15 protein-coding genes and 1 other annotated feature (1 of these 16 only partly in view) are annotated in these 19,822 nt (G+C 43.0%); of the genes, 14 read left to right on the forward strand and 1 reads right to left on the reverse strand.

Annotation, left to right across the window (positions count from 1 at the left end):
* Nucleotides 1-80: a binding site (T-box leader), on the forward strand; it begins 179 nt to the left of the window's first position.
* Nucleotides 81-195: 115 nt separating this feature from the next.
* The 13 genes from ilvB to yihA all read left to right on the forward strand — a co-directional run bounded on the left by ilvB (nucleotide 196) and on the right by yihA (nucleotide 17,667).
* On the forward strand, nucleotides 196-1,911 hold the full coding sequence (ilvB, locus tag MPH60_RS03560) for an acetolactate synthase large subunit (RefSeq protein WP_241593819.1): 1,716 nt from the start codon (nucleotides 196-198) through the stop codon (nucleotides 1,909-1,911).
* 3 nt (nucleotides 1,912-1,914) lie between these two features.
* Entirely contained in the window at nucleotides 1,915-2,427 is a 513-nt protein-coding gene (ilvN, locus tag MPH60_RS03565; protein WP_101222819.1) for an acetolactate synthase small subunit, read from the forward strand.
* Nucleotides 2,428-2,496: 69 nt separating this feature from the next.
* Complete coding sequence (gene ilvC / locus MPH60_RS03570) at nucleotides 2,497-3,525, forward strand: ketol-acid reductoisomerase (protein WP_241593818.1); 1,029 nt, start codon at nucleotides 2,497-2,499, stop codon at nucleotides 3,523-3,525.
* Nucleotides 3,512-5,047, forward strand: a complete 1,536-nt coding sequence (locus MPH60_RS03575; RefSeq protein ID WP_137020101.1) for a 2-isopropylmalate synthase — start codon at nucleotides 3,512-3,514, stop codon at nucleotides 5,045-5,047. Before ilvC ends, MPH60_RS03575 begins: the two co-directional genes overlap by 14 nt.
* 15 nt (nucleotides 5,048-5,062) lie before the next feature.
* Nucleotides 5,063-6,175, forward strand: a complete 1,113-nt coding sequence (gene leuB / locus MPH60_RS03580) for a 3-isopropylmalate dehydrogenase (protein WP_241593817.1) — start codon at nucleotides 5,063-5,065, stop codon at nucleotides 6,173-6,175.
* A gap of 70 nt (nucleotides 6,176-6,245) precedes the next feature.
* Nucleotides 6,246-7,655 (forward strand): 3-isopropylmalate dehydratase large subunit, encoded by a 1,410-nt coding sequence (gene leuC, locus MPH60_RS03585; RefSeq protein ID WP_241593816.1) that lies wholly within the window; start codon nucleotides 6,246-6,248, stop codon nucleotides 7,653-7,655.
* A gap of 28 nt (nucleotides 7,656-7,683) precedes the next feature.
* Nucleotides 7,684-8,316, forward strand: coding sequence for a 3-isopropylmalate dehydratase small subunit (gene leuD, locus MPH60_RS03590; protein ID WP_241615808.1), 633 nt, complete (start codon nucleotides 7,684-7,686; stop codon nucleotides 8,314-8,316).
* Between the two features lie 131 nt (nucleotides 8,317-8,447).
* Nucleotides 8,448-9,482: a tetratricopeptide repeat protein gene (locus MPH60_RS03595; RefSeq protein WP_241593814.1), complete on the forward strand. Its 1,035-nt coding sequence runs from the start codon at nucleotides 8,448-8,450 to the stop codon at nucleotides 9,480-9,482.
* A 184-nt stretch (nucleotides 9,483-9,666) separates the two neighbouring features.
* Nucleotides 9,667-10,959 carry a trigger factor gene (gene tig / locus MPH60_RS03600; RefSeq protein WP_101222812.1) on the forward strand — a complete coding sequence of 431 codons (1,293 nt, stop codon included), beginning with the start codon at nucleotides 9,667-9,669 and terminating at the stop codon, nucleotides 10,957-10,959.
* A 433-nt stretch (nucleotides 10,960-11,392) separates the two neighbouring features.
* Entirely contained in the window at nucleotides 11,393-12,661 is a 1,269-nt protein-coding gene (gene clpX, locus MPH60_RS03605) for an ATP-dependent protease ATP-binding subunit ClpX (protein WP_101222811.1), read from the forward strand.
* A 180-nt stretch (nucleotides 12,662-12,841) separates the two neighbouring features.
* Nucleotides 12,842-14,512: an ATP-dependent protease LonB gene (gene lonB / locus MPH60_RS03610; RefSeq protein WP_241593813.1), complete on the forward strand. Its 1,671-nt coding sequence runs from the start codon at nucleotides 12,842-12,844 to the stop codon at nucleotides 14,510-14,512.
* A 255-nt stretch (nucleotides 14,513-14,767) separates the two neighbouring features.
* Nucleotides 14,768-17,089, forward strand: coding sequence for an endopeptidase La (gene lon, locus MPH60_RS03615; protein WP_241593812.1), 2,322 nt, complete (start codon nucleotides 14,768-14,770; stop codon nucleotides 17,087-17,089).
* A complete protein-coding gene (yihA, locus tag MPH60_RS03620) occupies nucleotides 17,086-17,667 on the forward strand; it encodes a ribosome biogenesis GTP-binding protein YihA/YsxC (protein WP_034308918.1) in 582 nt (193 codons plus the stop codon). The genes lon and yihA overlap by 4 nt, the downstream gene beginning before the upstream one ends.
* 64 nt (nucleotides 17,668-17,731) lie before the next feature.
* On the opposite strand, the gene MPH60_RS03625 is transcribed toward yihA, so the two are convergent.
* On the reverse strand, nucleotides 17,732-18,214 hold the full coding sequence (locus tag MPH60_RS03625) for a LiaI-LiaF-like domain-containing protein (RefSeq protein WP_101222808.1): 483 nt from the start codon (nucleotides 18,212-18,214) through the stop codon (nucleotides 17,732-17,734).
* 252 nt (nucleotides 18,215-18,466) lie between these two features.
* Here MPH60_RS03625 and hemA point away from each other — a divergent pair, with 252 nt between their 5' ends.
* On the forward strand, nucleotides 18,467-19,813 hold the full coding sequence (hemA, locus tag MPH60_RS03630) for a glutamyl-tRNA reductase (RefSeq protein WP_241593811.1): 1,347 nt from the start codon (nucleotides 18,467-18,469) through the stop codon (nucleotides 19,811-19,813).
* Nucleotides 19,814-19,822 lie beyond the last annotated feature (9 nt).

Raw genomic sequence — 19,822 nt, forward strand, 5'->3', positions numbered from 1 at the left:
GCTATTCAAAGTGCGCATGGAGTTTCATGCGAAAAAGGGTGGTACCGTGGAGTGGCTCATCAAGCCTTTTCACCCCTTTAACTTGCCGAGTGCAAGTACATTTGGGGTGAAAAGGCTTTTTTGTATGCATAAAAAGCTGAAAATTCTGAATCTTAGGAAATATTCAATAGAAAAGCGAAGGAGGTTTTTTACGAAATGACACAAAAGTCAGTTGTTGCTGATCGGAAAAGCGGAAAGACACATTATAGTGGTGCCGAATTTCTGCTGAATGCATTGAAAAAGGAAAATGTTGAAGTCATCTTTGGTTATCCGGGAGGTTCTGTGTTGCCGATTTATGACAAACTTTACAGTTCAGAACTTTTTCATATTTTGACAAGGCACGAACAAGGTGCGATTCATGCAGCGGAAGGATACGCCAGGATTACCGGCAAGCCAGGGGTGGTCATAGTCACATCCGGTCCAGGGGCAACGAACATTGTCACCGGTTTGGCTGATGCAATGATTGACTCTTTACCGCTTGTGGTAATTTCGGGTCAGGTAGCTACCAGTGTAATTGGCTCAGATGCTTTCCAGGAGGCTGATGTACTGGGGATTACTACCCCGATCACAAAACATAACTATCAGGTAAGGCGGCCGGAAGACCTTCCGCGCATTATAAAAGAAGCTTTTTATATCGCTTCCAGCGGCCGGCCCGGTCCAGTATTAATCGATATACCCAAGGATATGGCCATTATAGAAGGTGTATCGACTGATGAGGAGCCAGAAATGAATCTCCCGGGCTATCAGCCGACGACCAAGCCGAATTACTTACAGATCAGAAAGCTTGTTGAAGCCGTAAGCGGGGCGAAAAGACCGGTCATTCTTGCAGGAGCAGGTGTCCTGCATGCAAAGGCCTCCCATCTATTAAAGGAATATGTCGAGCAGCAAGGCATTCCCGTCGTCCACACTTTATTGGGTCTTGGGGGCTTTCCGGCGGAACATCCTCTCTTTATCGGAATGGGTGGTATGCATGGCTGCTATGCAGCAAACATGGCGTTAGCGAAATGTGATCTATTAATCAATATCGGTGCCAGGTTCGATGATCGATTGACTGGGAACCTGGCGAAATTCGCACAGCATGCAACGGTGGCCCATATCGATATTGATCCAGCGGAAATCGGTAAAAATGTGCCGACAAAAATTCCGGTCGTCGGAAGTGCCAAGGAAGCGCTGGCGGAGTTGATTGCGCAAAATGGCAAGAAACCGGAAATTGACGAATGGACAACACAGCTGACTGCATGGAATGAAGAGTTCCCATTACGTTATACCCATGAAGAAGGGGTATTGAAACCTCAGCGGGTCATCCAGATGCTTCATGAAAAAACGAATGGGGAAGCCATTGTTACGACGGATGTTGGACAGCATCAAATGTGGGCAGCGCAATACTATCCATTTAACAAACCGAATTCATGGGTCACTTCCGGTGGATTGGGGACAATGGGCTTTGGCTTACCATCGGCTCTCGGGGCGCAACTGGCGAATCCGAAAGCGACGGTGCTTTCCGTATCGGGGGATGGTGGATTCCAGATGTGCCTGCAGGAACTTTCAGTCATTGCCGAAATGAATCTGCCAATCAAAATCATCATCGTCAACAACGGGGCACTAGGGATGGTAAGACAGTGGCAGGAACTCTTTCACGATAAACGTTTCTCACACAGTATTTTTCAATCGCATCCGGATTTCGTGAAATTGGCCGATGCTTATGGAATTCCGGGATACAAAGTGACGACGGAGGAAGAAGCAAGCAACTGCCTGGATGTAGCGTTAAAGACTGATGGTCCAGTGTTGATTGATTTCCGGGTAAAACAAAACGAAAATGTCTTTCCGATGGTAGCGCAAGGAAAAGGGCTTGATGAAATGGAAGGAGTTTAATCAATGAAGGGAATTCTTAGCCTCACCGTGAATAACAGGCCAGGCGTCCTGAATCGGATTACGAACCTGTTCACGAAAAGAAATTATAACATTGAAGGCATGACTGTCGGACCTTCCGAACAGGATGGCATTTCAAGGATGACCTTCGTGGTCGATGTTGATGACGAAGCCGTCATTGAACAGATCACCAAGCAATTGAATAAGCAGATCGATGTTTTGAAAGTATATGATATTACGAATCAATCGATTGTGGCGAGGGAACTTGCACTCATTAAAATATTGGTGACAACACAAACCCGAGCCGAGATTTATTCAGTCATCGAACCCTTCCGAGCTTCAGTTATTGATGTCAGTAAAGATAGCCTGACAGTTCAAATCACAGGGGAATCGGATAAAATCGAAGCCTTCATTGAACTGATCAAGCCATATGGCATCAAGGAATTGGCAAGGACAGGGACAGCCGCCATCCCGCGTGGAATGCAAATTGCACACGCTAAGAGTGCGACAATCGTATAAAACAAAAAAAAAAACCAAAACAAAAAACAAAAAACAAAAAACAATGATGAAAAGGGAGATGTAATTATTATGGCAAAAGTATATTATAACGCAGAAGCAAACGAGAATTTCTTCAACAATAAAAAGGTAGCGGTCATCGGATATGGTTCACAAGGACACGCACACGCACAAAACCTACGTGATAGCGGTGTAGATGTAATCATCGGAATCAGGAAAGGTAAATCCTTCGATAAAGCGGTGGAAGACGGCTTTAATGTTTACACGGTGAAAGAGGCAGCTGAACAGGCAGACGTGATCATGAACCTATTACCGGATGAAACTCAGCCGAAAGTATACCAAGAAGAAATCAAACCGGTATTGCGTCCAGGCCAAGCGTTAATGTTCGCACACGGATTCAACGTCCATTTCAATCAAATCGTTCCTCCGGCAGACGTAGATGTATTATTAGTCGCTCCGAAGGGTCCGGGACATCTTGTTCGCCGTACATATGAACAAGGTGCAGGGGTGCCGGCATTATTCGCCATCTATCAAAATGTTACGGGTGAAGCAAAAGATTTGGCCCTTGCGTACGCCCGGGGAATCGGCTCTTTAAGAGCTGGCGGTTTGGAAACTACATTCCAGGAAGAAACGGAAACGGATCTATTTGGAGAGCAGGCCGTACTTTGCGGCGGATTGACTGCCCTTGTAAAAGCTGGATTCGAAACCTTGACAGAAGCTGGATACCAACCGGAAGTAGCATATTTCGAGTGTTTGCATGAACTTAAATTAATCATCGACCTTATGTATGAAGGCGGTATGGAAAACATGCGCTATTCCATTTCTGACACAGCTCAATGGGGAGATTTCGTTTCTGGACCACGCGTTGTGACGGAAACTACGAAAGAGGCAATGAAAGCGATCTTGAAAGACATCCAAGACGGTGAGTTCGCTAAAGGATGGATCTTGGAAAACCAAGCGAATCGTCCAGTCTTCAATGCGATCAATAATCGTGAAAACCAACATCAAATCGAAGTGGTTGGCCGTGAATTAAGAAAAATGATGCCATTCGTAAAACCTCAACAAAAAGAGAAAGAAGTGGTAGCCGTTGCGAAAAATTAATATATTTGAAACTACACTTCGAGATGGCGAGCAATCAGCCGGTGTAAATTTGAATTTTACCGAAAAACTTGAAATTGCTTATCAGCTTGAAAGATTGGGTGTTGATATTATCGAAGCCGGTTTTCCGGCAGCATCCAAAGGGGATTTCAACTCCGTACAGGAAATCGCGCGCAAAATCAAAAACAGCTCTGTCACAGGGCTGGCGCGTGCTGTAAAAGGAGATATCGATGCAGCTTGGGATTCATTAAGGGGCGGGGAAGAACCAAGGTTGCATACTTTCATCGCCACTTCGCCCATTCATCGTGAATATAAGTTGAAAATGTCGAAGCAGCAAGTGATTGAAAAGGCAGTTGAGATGGTCAAGTACGGGGCAGCGCGTTTTCCGATCGTACAATGGTCTGCAGAAGATGCAAGCCGTACAGAACTTGACTATTTGGCTGAAATCGTTGAAGCGGTCATTCAAGCTGGTGCCAAGGTCATTAACATCCCGGATACTGTTGGATATGCAGCGCCAATCGAGTACGGAAACATTTTCAGATACCTTCGTGAACATGTTCCTTCTATTGATAAAGTTAGTTTATCCGCACACTGCCATGACGATCTTGGAATGGCGACGGCCAATTCATTGGCTGCCATCGAAGGCGGAGCTACGCAAGTCGAAGGTACAATCAACGGAATTGGTGAACGTGCCGGAAACGTGGCGCTTGAAGAAGTGGCCATGGCACTCTACATCCGTAAAGATTTCTATCAAGCGGAAACGGGTCTTGTATTGAATGAAATAAAAAGGACCAGTGATTTGGTCAGCCGCCTTACGGGAATGCAAGTACCTGCTAATAAAGCCATTATTGGTGCCAATGCATACGCACATGAATCTGGCATTCACCAGGATGGCGTGTTAAAAGAAAAAACGACATATGAAATCATTTCACCTGAACTTGTCGGGGTTTCGTCCAATTCACTAGTTTTAGGAAAGCATTCAGGACGCCATGCTTTCAAAGAAAGATTACAAGAGTTGAATTTTACGGTAACGGATGAGGAAATGAACTCATTATTCATTCAGTTCAAGGAATTGGCCGATAATAAAAAGAACATGACGGATGAAGATATCGTTGCGCTGGTGCTTGAAGAGAAAGCGACGGATATCAGTTTTTATGACATGATTTCCTTACAGATTTCCCATGGTACCCATCAGACGGCGACAGCGACGGTCACACTGAAAAAAGGCGATAATGAAGAGATTCAGGAAGCGGCTACAGGTGCAGGAAGTGTAGAAGCCTTATATAACACGCTTGAAAGATGTTTGGGCAGCGAGATCAGCTTGCTGGACTATCGAATTCAATCGGTGGGCGGCGGAATGGATGCCCTTGCTCAAGTTTTTGTGAAAATTGATTATAACGGTGTAGAAACAAGCGGCAGGGGTCTTGATCAGGACGTCTTGGAAGCATCCGCCAAAGCGTATTTGAACGCTGTGAACCGTGTGATCATCATGAAGGAACTGGAAGAAAAAGCAGTATTACAATAGGAAGGGGAGATTTCGATGAAAAGGAATATTGCGGTGCTTCAAGGAGATGGCATCGGGAAAGAAGTAACAAGAGGCGCTGTAGAAATCCTCGAAGCCGTTGCCCAAAGATATGGACACGATTTTGAATTTCAATATGGTGAGATTGGCGGCGGGGCCATCGATAACACAGGTTCACCCCTGCCGGATGAAACAGTGGAGATTTGTAAAAACAGCGACGCGGTATTATTAGGGGCCGTTGGAGGACCTAAGTGGGATGACCAGCCTGCGCACCTAAGACCGGAACGAGGTTTGCTGAAAATCCGAAAAGATTTGAATCTTTATGCCAACATCCGTCCAATCAGCTATTATTCCAGCTTGTCGGAATCTTCTCCTCTTAAAAAGGAATTCATTGAAGATGTGGATTTCGTGATTGTCAGGGAACTAACTGGCGGCCTTTATTTCGGAAAGCCAAGTGAGCGCGTTGAAAAAGAAGGAAAAGAGGCGGTCGTCGATACCCTTTTCTACCAGAAAAGCGAAATGAAGCGCATCATTGAACTTGCTTTTGCATTAGCATCGGATCGCAAGAAAAAAGTAACTTCCGTGGATAAAGCGAATGTTCTTGAATCCAGCAGGATGTGGCGTGAGACGGCTGAAGAAATTGCCAAGGAGTATCCGGATGTAATCCTTGAACATATGCTTGTTGATAATGCAGCCATGCAATTGATCAAAAACCCTAAACAATTTGATATTATCGTGACGGAGAATATGTTCGGTGATATTTTAAGCGATGAAGCGTCGGTATTGACTGGCTCGCTTGGAATGCTTCCTTCCGCCTCCATATCAACAAATGGGCCTAATCTATATGAACCGATTCATGGCTCCGCCCCGGATATCGCAGGTAAAAACCTGGCTAATCCGATTGGGACGATTTTGTCAGCGGCTTCCATGCTGCGTCTATCCTTTGGTTTGGAAGATGAGGCGAAAGCCGTTGAGCAGGCGGTGGAAAGGGTCCTTGAATATGGCTTAAGAACAGGCGATATCGCAAATGGCCATCCAAATATTACGTCCACTTCAGAGATGATTGCAGAAATAAAAGCAAATCTTTTAGACCAGGAAGCCATTTCCAATATCATGGGAGCTTACGCATAAACTTCTTTCACGGCCTAACATTAGGCCGTGTTTTTTAAAAAAATACAGAATTGATCGAGGTGGGATAGTGATGGGAAAGTCAATAATAGAAAAAATATGGGATCGCCATATTGTAAATGAAGAGGAGAATAAACCGGATTTAATTTATATAGACCTTCAATATATTCATGAAGTGACCTCTCCGCAAGCATTTGAAGGGTTGAGATTAAAAGGACGCACAGTCAGGAGACCCGACCGTACTTTCGCGACAATGGATCATAATGTGCCAACCGTTAATCGCTATTTCATCGAGGATGATATTGCGAGGAAACAACTAGAGGCGCTTGAGCAAAACTGTAAGGAGTTCGGTATTCGCCTTGCTGATTTAAACAGCCCGGATCAAGGTATCGTTCACGTTATCGGGCCGGAATTAGGGCTTACACAGCCAGGGATGACCATTGTCTGCGGAGACAGCCATACTTCCACACATGGTGCGTTTGGCTCGATTGCGTTTGGAATCGGTACGAGTGAGGTCGAGCATGTTTTGGCTACACAAACCCTTTGGCAAACGAAACCGAAAACATTAAAGCTTGAGGTTAATGGCAAGCTTGGTCATGGTGTGATGGCGAAAGATGTCATTTTATATGTGATTTCTAAATTCGGCGTCAATTTCGGTACTGGACATATCATTGAGTATTGCGGGGAAGTTTTCCGGGATATGTCGATGGAAGAGAGAATGACGGTTTGCAATATGTCGATCGAGGGCGGGGCAAGAGCGGGGCTGGTAGCTCCCGATGAAACAACGTTCTCTTATTTGAAAGGTCGTAAATATTTGCCGAAAGGAGAAGAGTTCGAGCGATGTGTGCAGGACTGGAAGTCACTTTCCAGTGATGAAGATGCTGTATATGACCAAGAAATCATTCTTGATGGCAGTTTGATTCCACCAATGGTGAGCTGGGGGACGAATCCTGGGATGGCTAGTGGCGTTGACGGTAAAGTGCCTACCTTCGCGGAAGATATCATGGATCCCAAGGAACTGAATCGGGCCATTGAGTATATGGGTCTTAAGGAAGGCATGCCAATCACGGAAATTCCCGTTCAACATGTTTTCATAGGATCGTGTACCAATTCGCGCATTGAGGACTTACGGCAAGCTGCAGAAATGATTGAAGGTCAAACTGTTCAAAAAGGAGTTCGGGCGATGGTCGTTCCCGGTTCACAAAGCGTCAAAAGGGAAGCGGAAGATGAAGGATTGGATGAAATCTTCAAATCTGCGGGCTTCGAATGGCGTGAGTCGGGCTGCAGTATGTGCCTGAGCATGAATCCTGACGTTGTTCCGGCCGGTGAGCATTGCGCCTCCACAAGTAACCGGAACTTCGAAGGCAGGCAAGGCGCTGGAGCAAGAACGCACTTGGTTAGTCCGGCTATGGCTGCCGCGGCCGCCATTCATGGGAAATTTGTCGATATTAGGAATTTGAAAAGAACTGAACAAGTCCATTAAGAATACGAATTAACCGGAGGTGCATAGAATGGAACCCATTACTATATATAAAGGAAGAGCGGCGGCGCTTGACCGTAAAAACGTGGATACAGACCAAATCATTCCAAAGCAATTTTTAAAACGGATTGAGCGAAGCGGATTTGGCGAATTTTTATTCTACAACTGGCGTTTTGATGAAAATGGAAAGAAACGTCCTGATTTTGAATTGAATCAGCCTCATAATCAAAACACGTCCATTTTAATAGCAGGAGAAAATTTTGGCTGCGGTTCTTCGCGTGAGCATGCCCCTTGGTCATTGAAAGACTACGGATTCGATATCATCATCGCTCCGTCTTATGCTGATATCTTTAAAAGTAATTGCATGAAAAATGGCATGGTCCCCATCGCTTTAACCCAGGCTGAAGTAAACTATTTAATGGAGAGAGTGTCCGCACCTGACTATGAGTTGACGATCGACCTTCCCAATCAGACATTGAATGATGGTCAAGGGTTTGAAACAAGCTTTGAAATTCATCCATATTGGAAGGAAATGCTCATCAAAGGCTGGGATGAAATTTCGATAACGCTTCAATATGATAAAGAGATTTCTGCCTATGAATCTCAAAAAAGGCTGTTTCGAGTATTTAATAGAAGAAGGTCATATCCCGTTCTCCTTTCTTAATTTGAAAGGATGCGGGATTTTTTTATCTGGGAAAGAAAGAAAGGTGTTCATCCGCCCATATAAATTTTGTGTTTCCTGCTATTACATGCTAAACTGTTTCTCAAAAAGCGAACGGTGAGGCGGAAAATAGGATGGATAATGAGAAAAACCCAAAGAAGGCCGGAGAAACCAAGATTATCGCCTTTCCAAATCTCGGTGAAAGGCTGATTGCAAAGGGACTGGATGAGCTTGGAAACAGAAACTTTAAAGCGGCTGCACAGCTTTTCAGCCAAGCCAGGGAGTATGCGCCCGAGAATGATGAAGTTTGCATGGGGCTAGTGGTCTCTCTAGTCGAACTTGAGCATTACAATGAGTCAAAAGAGTTGTGTATAGAGATGCTGAACAAAGGCATCGGTGACTATTTTCAGCTGATCAATATTTATTTGATGGTACTGCTGCAATTAGGCGAGCATCAGGAAATGGTCACGACGATCGAACTGCTATTTGAAGAAAGCCAAATTCCCTTTGATAAAGAGGAACATTTCGAAAAGATGCTTCAGTTCAGTAAAAGGGCACTTGAGGATAAAAAAGAGGAGAAAGAAAGGCAAAATCAACAGCTTTCGGAGGAATTGCAGGAGGATGAACTTTTTGAAGGGAAAACGGATAATGAAATGCTAATGATCATTTCAAAACTCACGAATATCAATATTCGACCATTTATCCCTCAAATCGAAAAATTTCTACAAAAAGACGAGGGACACCCTTTCTTTAAAACGATGCTCCTTAACATCCTTATCGACCAGGAATATAACGAGGAAGTGACGTTGAGGAAATTCAATCAATCGAAGTCGGTCATACCAAGTGAAATGAAAAGTTTGAAGGAGACGGACTTCTATAAGAAGGTAACCGGACTGGCCGAAGCGGAAATCAGTCAGGATAATCCGAGCTTATTTGAAATGGTCCATAGTTTGATTGAACGTCATACTTTTTTATTGTTCCCTTTAGAACCCGGACCTGAAAGCTTGCCTGCATGGGCAGCTGCCTACCATGCCTTGGCGGAAGAATACATGACCGGGGAAGTTTTCGGTAGGGACTTAGCGGACCTGTACCAGGCTGAAGAGGAAAGCATTGCGGATATTCTTTCCTATATAAAAGAAATTGAAGAAATTTCTTATCCCATTATTTAAGCTATTGCTGTTGTAACAGATTAATCCTGTGGTATAATGTAGTGGTTGTAATGTATATTCGTCTAATTTTGACGATTTCCCCAATATTTTTTGGGTATATTTGAAGGATGACTTGTTAACACTTGCAAAGCATATTCATCCAATGCTTATTATTGAAGTATATAGATTTTTTGGAGGGAAACACATGTCTGTAAAATGGGAAAAACAAGAAGGTAATCAAGGCGTACTAACAATTGAAGTTGACGCTGCAAAAGTAAACGAAGGTTTAGACGCAGCTTTCAAAAAAGTAGTGAAACAAGTAAATGTACCTGGCTTCCGTAAAGGTAAAATGCCACGTCAAATGTTCGAAAAAAAATTCGGCGTAGAATCACTTTACCAAGATGCGCTTGATATCATTCTTCCAGATGCTTATGCAAATGCTGTCGAAGAAGCTGGAATTCAGCCTGTAGATCGTCCAGAAATCGACATCGAGAAAATGGAAAAAGGCGAAAACCTGATCTTCACTGCAACTGTAACAGTTAAGCCTGAAGTTAAATTGGGAGACTACAAAGGTGTTGAAGTTGAAAAATTCAATACTGAAGTAACTGACGAAGATGTTGAAAACGAATTGAAAACTTTACAAGAGCGTCAAGCTGAGCTTGTCGTTAAAGAAGAAGGACAAGTTGCTGAAGGCGATACAGTTGTTCTTGACTTTGAAGGATTCGTTGATGGTGAAGCATTCGAAGGCGGCGCTTCAGAAAACCATTCATTGGAAATCGGTTCAAACTCTTTCATTCCAGGATTTGAAGAGCAGCTTGTCGGTCTTGAAACTGGCGCTGAAAAAGATATCGAAGTTACATTCCCTGAAGAATACCATGCTGCTGAACTTGCAGGTAAACCAGCAGTATTCAAAGTGAAAATTCACGAAATCAAAACAAAACAACTTCCTGAGTTGGATGATGAGTTCGCGAAAGATGTCGACGACGAAGTGGAAACTTTGGCTGAACTTAAAGAAAAAACAAAACATAAATTAGAGCATGACAAAAAACACGAAGAAGAAAACTTCATTCAAAACACTGTAATTGGTAAAGCTGTTGAAGGCGCAGAAATGGACGTTCCTGAAGCGATGATTTCAAATGAAGTTGACCGCATGATGAATGAGTTCTCTCAACGCATTCAATCTCAAGGTCTGAATTTGGAACTTTACTACCAATTCTCAGGTCAAGACGAAGAAGCTTTAAAAGCGCAAATGAAAGAAGAAGCTGAAGGACAAGTTCGTACGAGCCTAACTCTTGAAGCAATCGCTGAAGTTGAAAAACTTGAAGCGACTGACGAAGATGTAGAAGCTGAACTTGCACAAATGGCTACTATGTACAATATGGAAGTTGATGCGATCAAACAAGCTCTTGGAAACTTAGAAGGAATCAAAGGCGATCTTAAAATTAAGAAAGCAATTGACTTCTTGGTAGAAAACAGCAAAACAGTTGACGCAAAATAATTTTTATAAATAAGTAGATTTAAATATTTCCTTTAAAAAAACAAGGCGCGAGTAATCGTGCCTTGTTTTATACATATTGAGAATTAGTGTAAATTTCAAATATCGGTTATTTCCTGATTGATTTTTTTTGGATTTCAGTGTAGATTAGTTCTAATACCGCATATACATATTTATACAGCAAATCCTGCTTTTAAAAATCCAAAGTTTTGGGCATACTGGTAAAGGGCAAATACATATTGATTGATTATTGTACTTATTTAACAACTCGGACGCGTGAGCATTTTTGTTACTAAACTTCCAAGAACATGATAAAATGCAAAACATACTAGGGATTTTGGAATGCTTAAGTAGATGTGTGCCTAGTTTTTTTTTCATTACGATTGGGTACCGCTATGTAATAGAGTTGGAAGAGTATTTAAAGGGGTGAACGTACATGTTTAAATTTAATGATGAAAAAGGACAGTTAAAATGTTCTTTTTGCGGTAAAACACAAGAACAAGTCCGTAAACTGGTTGCTGGTCCAGGTGTCTATATTTGTGACGAGTGTATAGAACTTTGTACGGAGATCGTCGAAGAAGAGCTGGGCACTGATGAAGAAGTAGAATTCAGAGATGTTCCTAAACCTATGGAAATCCGTGAAATTCTTGACGAATATGTGATTGGACAAGAACAGGCAAAGAAATCATTGGCTGTCGCTGTTTACAACCATTATAAACGTATCAATTCCAATAGCAAAGTCGACGATGTGGAGCTTTCTAAAAGTAATATCGCCCTGATTGGACCGACGGGAAGCGGGAAAACCCTTCTTGCGCAAACATTGGCACGATTACTGAATGTTCCTTTTGCGATTGCTGATGCCACTTCATTGACGGAAGCTGGATATGTTGGGGAAGATGTCGAAAACATCCTTCTAAAGCTGATCCAAGCCGCTGATTATGATGTGGAAAAAGCGGAAAAAGGCATCATTTATATTGATGAAATCGATAAAGTTGCCCGTAAATCGGAAAATCCTTCTATTACACGTGACGTGTCTGGTGAAGGTGTGCAACAAGCATTATTGAAAATCCTTGAAGGAACGGTTGCAAGCGTTCCGCCTCAAGGTGGACGTAAACATCCACATCAGGAATTCATCCAAATCGATACGACCAATATTTTGTTCATCTGCGGCGGTGCCTTTGATGGCATCGAACCGATCATCAAACGCCGTCTTGGTCAAAAAGTCATTGGCTTTGGCTCTGACGTGAAAAAGGATGATGTTGCAGAAAAAGAATTGCTTTCAAAAGTCCTTCCTGAAGACTTGCTTCGTTTCGGATTAATTCCGGAATTCATCGGTCGTCTTCCGGTAATTGCGACTCTTGAGCAATTGGATGAAGCTGCGTTGATTGAAATCCTTACAAAGCCGAAAAATGCCCTTGTTAAACAATATCAAAAGTTGCTTGAGCTTGACGATGTTGAATTGGAATTCGAACAGGAAGCGCTAAGTGAAATTGCTAAAAAGGCAATTGAACGTAAAACTGGTGCACGTGGTCTGCGTTCCATCATCGAGGGCATCATTCTTGAAGTGATGTTCGATCTGCCTTCACGTGATGATGTTGCAAAATGTGTAATCACAGGCAGCACGATTTCGAAAAATGAATCTCCAAAGCTCGTCCTTAAAGACGGTACAACCATCAAAGGACAAGAAAAGAAAACATCTGCTTGATTTATAAGGAATAAAAAGACTGCCAGTTTATCTGGCAGTCTTTTTTGTGTCTTTTTTTCAAATTGTTGTTATTTAGGATAAAAGCGCCAAATTTTCAACACGAATTTCTTGGATAATTTCGCCCTTCCAAAGGAGATACTAACAGAAATGACAAACTAGGAGAGTGCAGGAGGGAATACGATGAATTGGACAGGATTGGCGTTGTTTATCCAGCTGTTTTTTGGGATTATTATTGGATTGTATTTTTTGAACTTATTGAAGGGCCAGAGGACACAAAAAGTTTCCATTGACCGTGATTCACGTAAGGAGATGGACCAATTACGGAAGATGAGATCGATTTCGTTAACAGAGCCATTGGCAGAGAAAGTCAGACCAAGCACATTTAATGAAATCATCGGTCAAGAAGATGGGATTAAATCTTTAAAAGCTGCTTTATGCGGGCCGAATCCCCAGCATGTGATAATTTACGGTCCTCCAGGGGTAGGGAAAACGGCAGCTGCCAGACTTGTTTTGGAAGAGGCGAAGAAAAATGGCAAGTCCCCTTTTAAGAATTCAGCCGTTTTCGTTGAATTGGACGCCACCACAGCCAGGTTCGATGAACGAGGGATTGCCGATCCGCTCATCGGTTCTGTGCACGATCCAATCTATCAAGGAGCCGGGGCGATGGGACAGGCAGGCATTCCCCAGCCAAAGCAGGGCGCAGTCAGCAATGCTCATGGAGGGGTACTGTTCATAGATGAAATAGGGGAGCTTCATCCAATACAGATGAATAAACTGTTAAAGGTATTGGAGGATCGTAAGGTCTTTCTGGAAAGTGCTTATTATCAAGAGGAAAATCAAAATATTCCCACTCACATCCATGATATTTTTAAAAATGGACTGCCGGCTGACTTTCGATTGATTGGAGCCACAACTAGAACACCAAATGAAATCGCGCCTGCGATACGCTCAAGATGCATAGAAGTGTTTTTCCGTGAACTTGACCGGGAAGAAATAATCACCGTGGCTAAGAATGCCTCAGATAAAGTGGGGATCACCATCAGTGAAAAAGGCTTGCAGTCGATTTCGGATTATGCCCGAAATGGCAGGGAAGCTGTCAACATGATTCAGACTCTTTCTGGAATATCGATTAATGAAAACAGGACTTTTATCAGAGAAGAAGATATAGATTGGATGGCCCATAGCAGCCAGCTGACCCAAAGAATGGACAGGAAAATAGAAGCGAATTCTAAAATAGGCCTTGTCAACGGTCTTGCAGTTTATGGTCCCAACAGCGGGGCATTGCTGGAAATCGAAGTTACGGTCATGGCCGCTTCTGATGAAAAAGGATCGATAAACATTACTGGCATCGTTGAAGAAGAAAGTATCGGCGGCGGAAGCGGCAAATCGATTCGCCGCAAGAGCATGGCAAAAGGTTCAATTGAAAATGTCATTACGGTTTTACGGTCGATGGGAGTGCCTGCCGATCAATTCGATATCCATGTGAACTTTCCGGGCGGAAGTCCAGTAGATGGCCCTTCTGCAGGAATTGCAATGGCCACAGGCATATACTCGGCCATATATAAAATACCTGTTGATCACACAGTGGCGATGACTGGTGAAATAAGCATTCATGGCGGCGTTAAACCGATCGGCGGTGTCATTCCGAAAATCAAGGCGGCAAAACTGGCCGGGGCAAAGAGAGTAATCGTCCCAGCCGAAAACATGCAGCCACTTCTATCTGAAATCAAGGATATAGAAATCATTCCCGTTTCGAATGTGAAAGAAGTGCTGGATCAGGCGCTGAAAAAAGAATTGATGTCGGAACAAATCCTCACAACCTTGGACCTATCAAAAAAAGAAAGTGTATAAAGGAGATGCCCCGGCTAAAAACAAGAACCGGGGCATTTTAAGGACCATATTGGCTTTCCGGACTAACGTGAAGTAAAAATAAACACGCATTCAGACGTGCTTTTTTATCTAATATTGGAGATAATAATAGCAGTCGAAACGTGTTAAGGTAAACGAATAGACACTTCTATATAAATAGGATAGAATTGTTAAAAGGTTGAGAACATGGGTAAATAGTTTACAACGACGATACTAATTAGATGGAGGTGTCAGGAAATGACTGATAAAGAAATCATCGTCCCCCTCCTGCCGCTTAGAGGACTGCTTGTATATCCAACGATGGTACTTCATTTAGATGTAGGCCGAGATAAATCGGTACAAGCCCTTGAGAAAGCAATGGTGGAAGACCATCTTATATTTTTGACGACACAACAAGATGTTTCGTTGGACGAACCAGCTGAAGAAGATTTATTTACAATGGGAACTTTAACAAAGGTAAAACAGATGCTGAAGCTTCCAAATGGTACAATCCGGGTTTTGGTGGAAGGGTTGAATCGCGCAGAAGTCATTGAATTTTACGATTATGAGACACATTATGGTGCCAAGATTAAAATATATGAAGACAGTGATGAAAAGGATGCTGAACATCAGGCATTAATGCGCACCCTACTGGATTATTTTGAACAATACATAAAAATGTCCAAGAAAATAACCGGTGAAACGTTTTCGTCCACTTCGGATATTGAAGAGCCTGGACGTTTAGCGGATATAATCGCTTCCCATTTGCCTTTGAAATTGAAGGAGAAACAAGAAGTGCTTGAGACCATTGATATGAAAGAGCGTTTAAGCCGTGTAATCGAGATCATCAATAACGAGAAAGAAGTTCTTTTTCTCGAGAAAAAAATCGGCCAGCGTGTTAAGCGTTCGATGGAACGGACTCAGAAGGAATATTATTTACGAGAACAAATGAAAGCGATCCAAAAGGAATTGGGAGATAAAGAAGGAAAAACAGGGGAAATTGAGGTTCTCAACGAAAAGATAGAAGAAGCGGAAATGCCGGAGCACATCAAAGAAACGGCACTAAAGGAATTGGACCGTTATGAAAAGGTTCCTTCCAGCTCGGCCGAAAGTTCGGTCATCCGCAATTATATCGAATGGTTGATCTCGCTTCCTTGGACCAAAGCGACCAAAGATGACTTGAATATTCATAAAGCCGAAAAAATCCTGAACCGGGACCATCATGGTTTGGAAAAGGTGAAGGAGCGTGTGCTTGAGTATCTGGCCGTCCAGCAATTGACCAATTCATTGAAGGGACCGATCCTTTGCTTGGTGGGACCGCCAGGGGTCGGGAAAACCAGCTTGGCTAAATCGATCGCTTCATCACTGAATAGGAATTTCGTCCGTATATCTTTAGGTGGGGTGCGCGATGAATCAGAAATCCGCGGACATCGCCGTACATATGTAGGGGCGATGCCAGGAAGGATCATTCAAGGCATGAAAAAAGCTGGAACGATCAATCCAGTCTTTTTGCTGGACGAAGTGGATAAGATGTCCAATGACTTTAGGGGAGATCCGTCTGCAGCGATGCTGGAGGTACTCGATCCAGAGCAAAATCATAATTTCAGCGATCATTATATTGAAGAAACTTACGATCTTTCCAAAGTTATGTTCGTGGCGACGGCGAATAATTTGGGGTCGATTCCTGGCCCGCTTCGTGATCGTATGGAAATCATTTCGATTGCAGGTTATACTGAGATAGAGAAACTTCATATAGCCAAGGATCACTTGCTGCCTAGACAGCTGGAAAACCATGGTTTATTGAAGACACAACTGCAAATCCGTGAGGAAGCTCTTACAAAAATCATCCGTTATTATACTCGGGAAGCCGGTGTTCGAAGTTTGGAGCGACAGCTTGCAGGCATCTGTCGTAAGACTGCAAAAATCATCGTGTCCGGAGATAAAAAGCGGGTCGTCATATCAGAAAAGAATGTCGAGGAGTTTTTAGGGAAAACCATGTTCCATTATGGACAGGCGGAGGTCGAGAACCAAGTCGGTGTAGCTAATGGATTAGCATACACATCGGTAGGCGGCGATACGCTGCAAATCGAGGTTTCCTTATCACCAGGTAAAGGCAAGCTGATCCTGACAGGAAAGCTTGGCGATGTAATGAAAGAGTCAGCCCAGGCTGCTTTCAGTTATGTCCGTTCAAAAACCGAGAAACTTCAGATTGATGCGAACTTCCATGAAAAATATGATATTCATATTCATGTCCCTGAAGGTGCGGTCCCAAAAGATGGCCCTTCTGCAGGCATCACGATTGCAACAGCGTTAATATCGGCCCTTACAAACAGGCCGATCAGAAAAGAGGTAGGCATGACAGGCGAAATTACATTACGCGGACGGGTTCTTCCGATTGGCGGGCTTAAAGAAAAATCTTTAGCGGCCCATCGCGCAGGACTTACGAAAATCATCATCCCGCAAAATAACGAAAAGGATATTGATGATATCCCGGAAAGTGTCCGTAAAGCATTAACATTTGTTCCAGTTTCACACGTCGATGAAGTCCTTGAGCATGCATTGGTAGGTGTGAACGAATGAAAGTGACAAGTTCAGATATTGTCATCAGTGCTGTGAAGCCTGAGCAATATCCCAATACTCCAATACCGGAATTTGCCTTGGCAGGCCGTTCCAACGTTGGAAAATCCAGTTTCATCAACAAAATGATCAATCGAAAAAACTTGGCGCGCACATCCTCTAAACCAGGTAAGACGCAGACCTTGAATTTTTATATCATAAATGAAGCACTCCATTTTGTGGATGTACCGGGTTATGGTTATGCAAAAGTATCCAAGACGGAGCGTGATGCTTGGGGAAAAATGATCGAAACGTACTTCACTTCCAGAGACCAGCTCCGCGCTGCGCTTCTGATTGTGGATTTGCGTCATCCGCCGACAAAGGATGATATCGCGATGTATGAATTCCTGAAGCATTATGACCTGCCCCGGATCGTCATTGCAACCAAAGCGGATAAGATTCCAAAAGGCAAATGGCAGAAACACTTGAAAATCACGCGCCAAACGTTAAACATGGAAAAAGAAGATGAATTGCTTCTATTCTCTGGTGAAACAGGCGAAGGCAAGGAACAAGCCTGGGGCGTCCTTAAGAAATATATGTAAAAGAAGAGGGTATTCCGCATTTGGAATACCCTTTTTTCATTTGCAACATTGCGAATCGGCAATCTCACTTTTTTCGAACCAAAAAATAAATGCCGATTGCCATCAAGGCAAATGGCCAAAACCTTTCGATGTTCGCAGTGCTTGTTTCAACAAGCCCAAATGACGATGTGATTTGATCATAGAATAAGAAAGTGATCGAGATGAGAAGTATTACCATCCCGTGAAACATTCCAGAATTTGTTTTACGTGCCCGGAGAATAAATCCCAGCGATATGATTAAAATAAAGATACCTATATTATCCGGCCAAATATCCAGATTCTCGACGATATGGAAGTGAGCCCCGAACCCCAGTAAAATGACGCCTGGCAGGATGGACTCATATTCATTGCCGCTATATGCCTGAATCAGGAAGGCTGCACCAACTATACATAATAAAGTGGGCCAGCTGAAAAAGCCTGGAAAGATTTCGATTTGGGAATGTTCAAGAAAAAAATAGAGCCCGAAACCGATTAATACGATTCCTGGGAAAATACGCTGCGTTTTCATTTTATCCTCCTATGCAATTCGATTACTTGAAGTTTTTTGCCATTTTTGATATGGTACTTTTGTACACAATGTCGAAATATGTATGTAACTTACCAATCCCGCTTAGACACCTTTTGTAGCATTTCGGGCGTTTAACTGTCTTTTCATGGTAGCATACGTTTTCATAAACTGTTCATATTATTTGCGTAAAACCATTTTAGTACATGGTATAATAAATTTACATGAAAAATTTTGGGGGTGCAAAACAAAAGGATGCATATTCTAGCGGTTGGTATAAATTACAAAACTGCCCCTGTAGAAATTCGGGAAAAACTATCGTTTAACGAAGCCGAACTTGCCGAGGCAATGAAAGCTCTTAAAAATAAAAAAAGCATCTTGGAAAATATTATTATTTCAACATGTAACAGGACGGAAATATATGCGGTCGGTGACCAGCTTCATACAAGCAGGTATTATATAAAGGAATTTCTTTCGGAATGGTTTAAAATCGATAAAGAAGAATTTTCTAAATATCTGTTCATTTATGAAGGCGATGGGGCTGTCGAGCATTTATTTTCAGTTACCTGCGGCTTGAACTCCATGATACTGGGAGAAACTCAGATTTTGGGACAAGTACGTTCAAGCTATATGTTAGGGCAGAAGGAAGATACGATCGGTACCGTTTTTAACCATCTCTTCAAGCAAGCCCTTACATTGGCTAAAAAAGCTCATTCGGAAACCGAAATCAATACTAATGCCGTTTCCGTCAGCTATGCGGCAGTCGAGCTTGCAAAAAAAATCTTTGGAGGCCTGAGCGGCAAGAATGTCTTGATTCTCGGGGCCGGTAAGATGGGTGAGCTGGCCATTCAAAATCTGCATAGCAATGGTGCCGACAGCATTACGGTCATTAACCGTACTTTCCAGAAAGCGGTCGACCTGGCAGAGAGATTCAATGGTACGGCGAAACAGCTTCAAGAGCTGCAATGCGCTTTAGTGGAAGCTGATATCCTGATTACTTCCACTGGATCAAAAGATCTTCTTGTAACAAAGGAAATGATGTCATTCATCAATAAGCTTCGTAAAGGCCGTCCTATTTTCATGGTCGATATCGCCGTGCCGCGTGACCTCGATCCAACATTGGCCGAGCTGGAAAATGTCTTCTTGTATGACATTGACGATCTTGAAGGGATCGTGCAAGCCAATATTGAAGAACGCAAAAAAGCTGCAGAGAAAATAGAATTGATGATCGAATCAGAAATCGTGGACTTCAACCAATGGATTAATTTGCTTGGTGTGGTTCCAGTCATTTCTTCTTTACGGGAAAAATCCCTATCGATACAGAGGGAAACGATGGAAAGCATCGAAAGAAAGCTTCCGCATTTAAGTGAACGTGACAAAAAAGTTCTGAACAAGCATACGAAAAGCATCATCAACCAAATGCTGAAAGATCCGATACTTTATGCAAAAGAGCTGGCAGATGAGCCGAATGCAAAAGAGCAATTGAATAATTTCGTGAAAATCTTCCATTTAGAGGAATTGATTGAGGACCAGCTGGTTGCGGATGAAAAAGAACGGAACAGCTCCAAGTCATCCCTTTTGAATCCAGTTCCTGTCCAGTAATGAGGTAGA

Source organism: Peribacillus sp. Aquil_B1 (assembly GCF_022603275.1).
In the GTDB taxonomy this organism is placed as follows: domain Bacteria; phylum Bacillota; class Bacilli; order Bacillales; family DSM-1321; genus Peribacillus.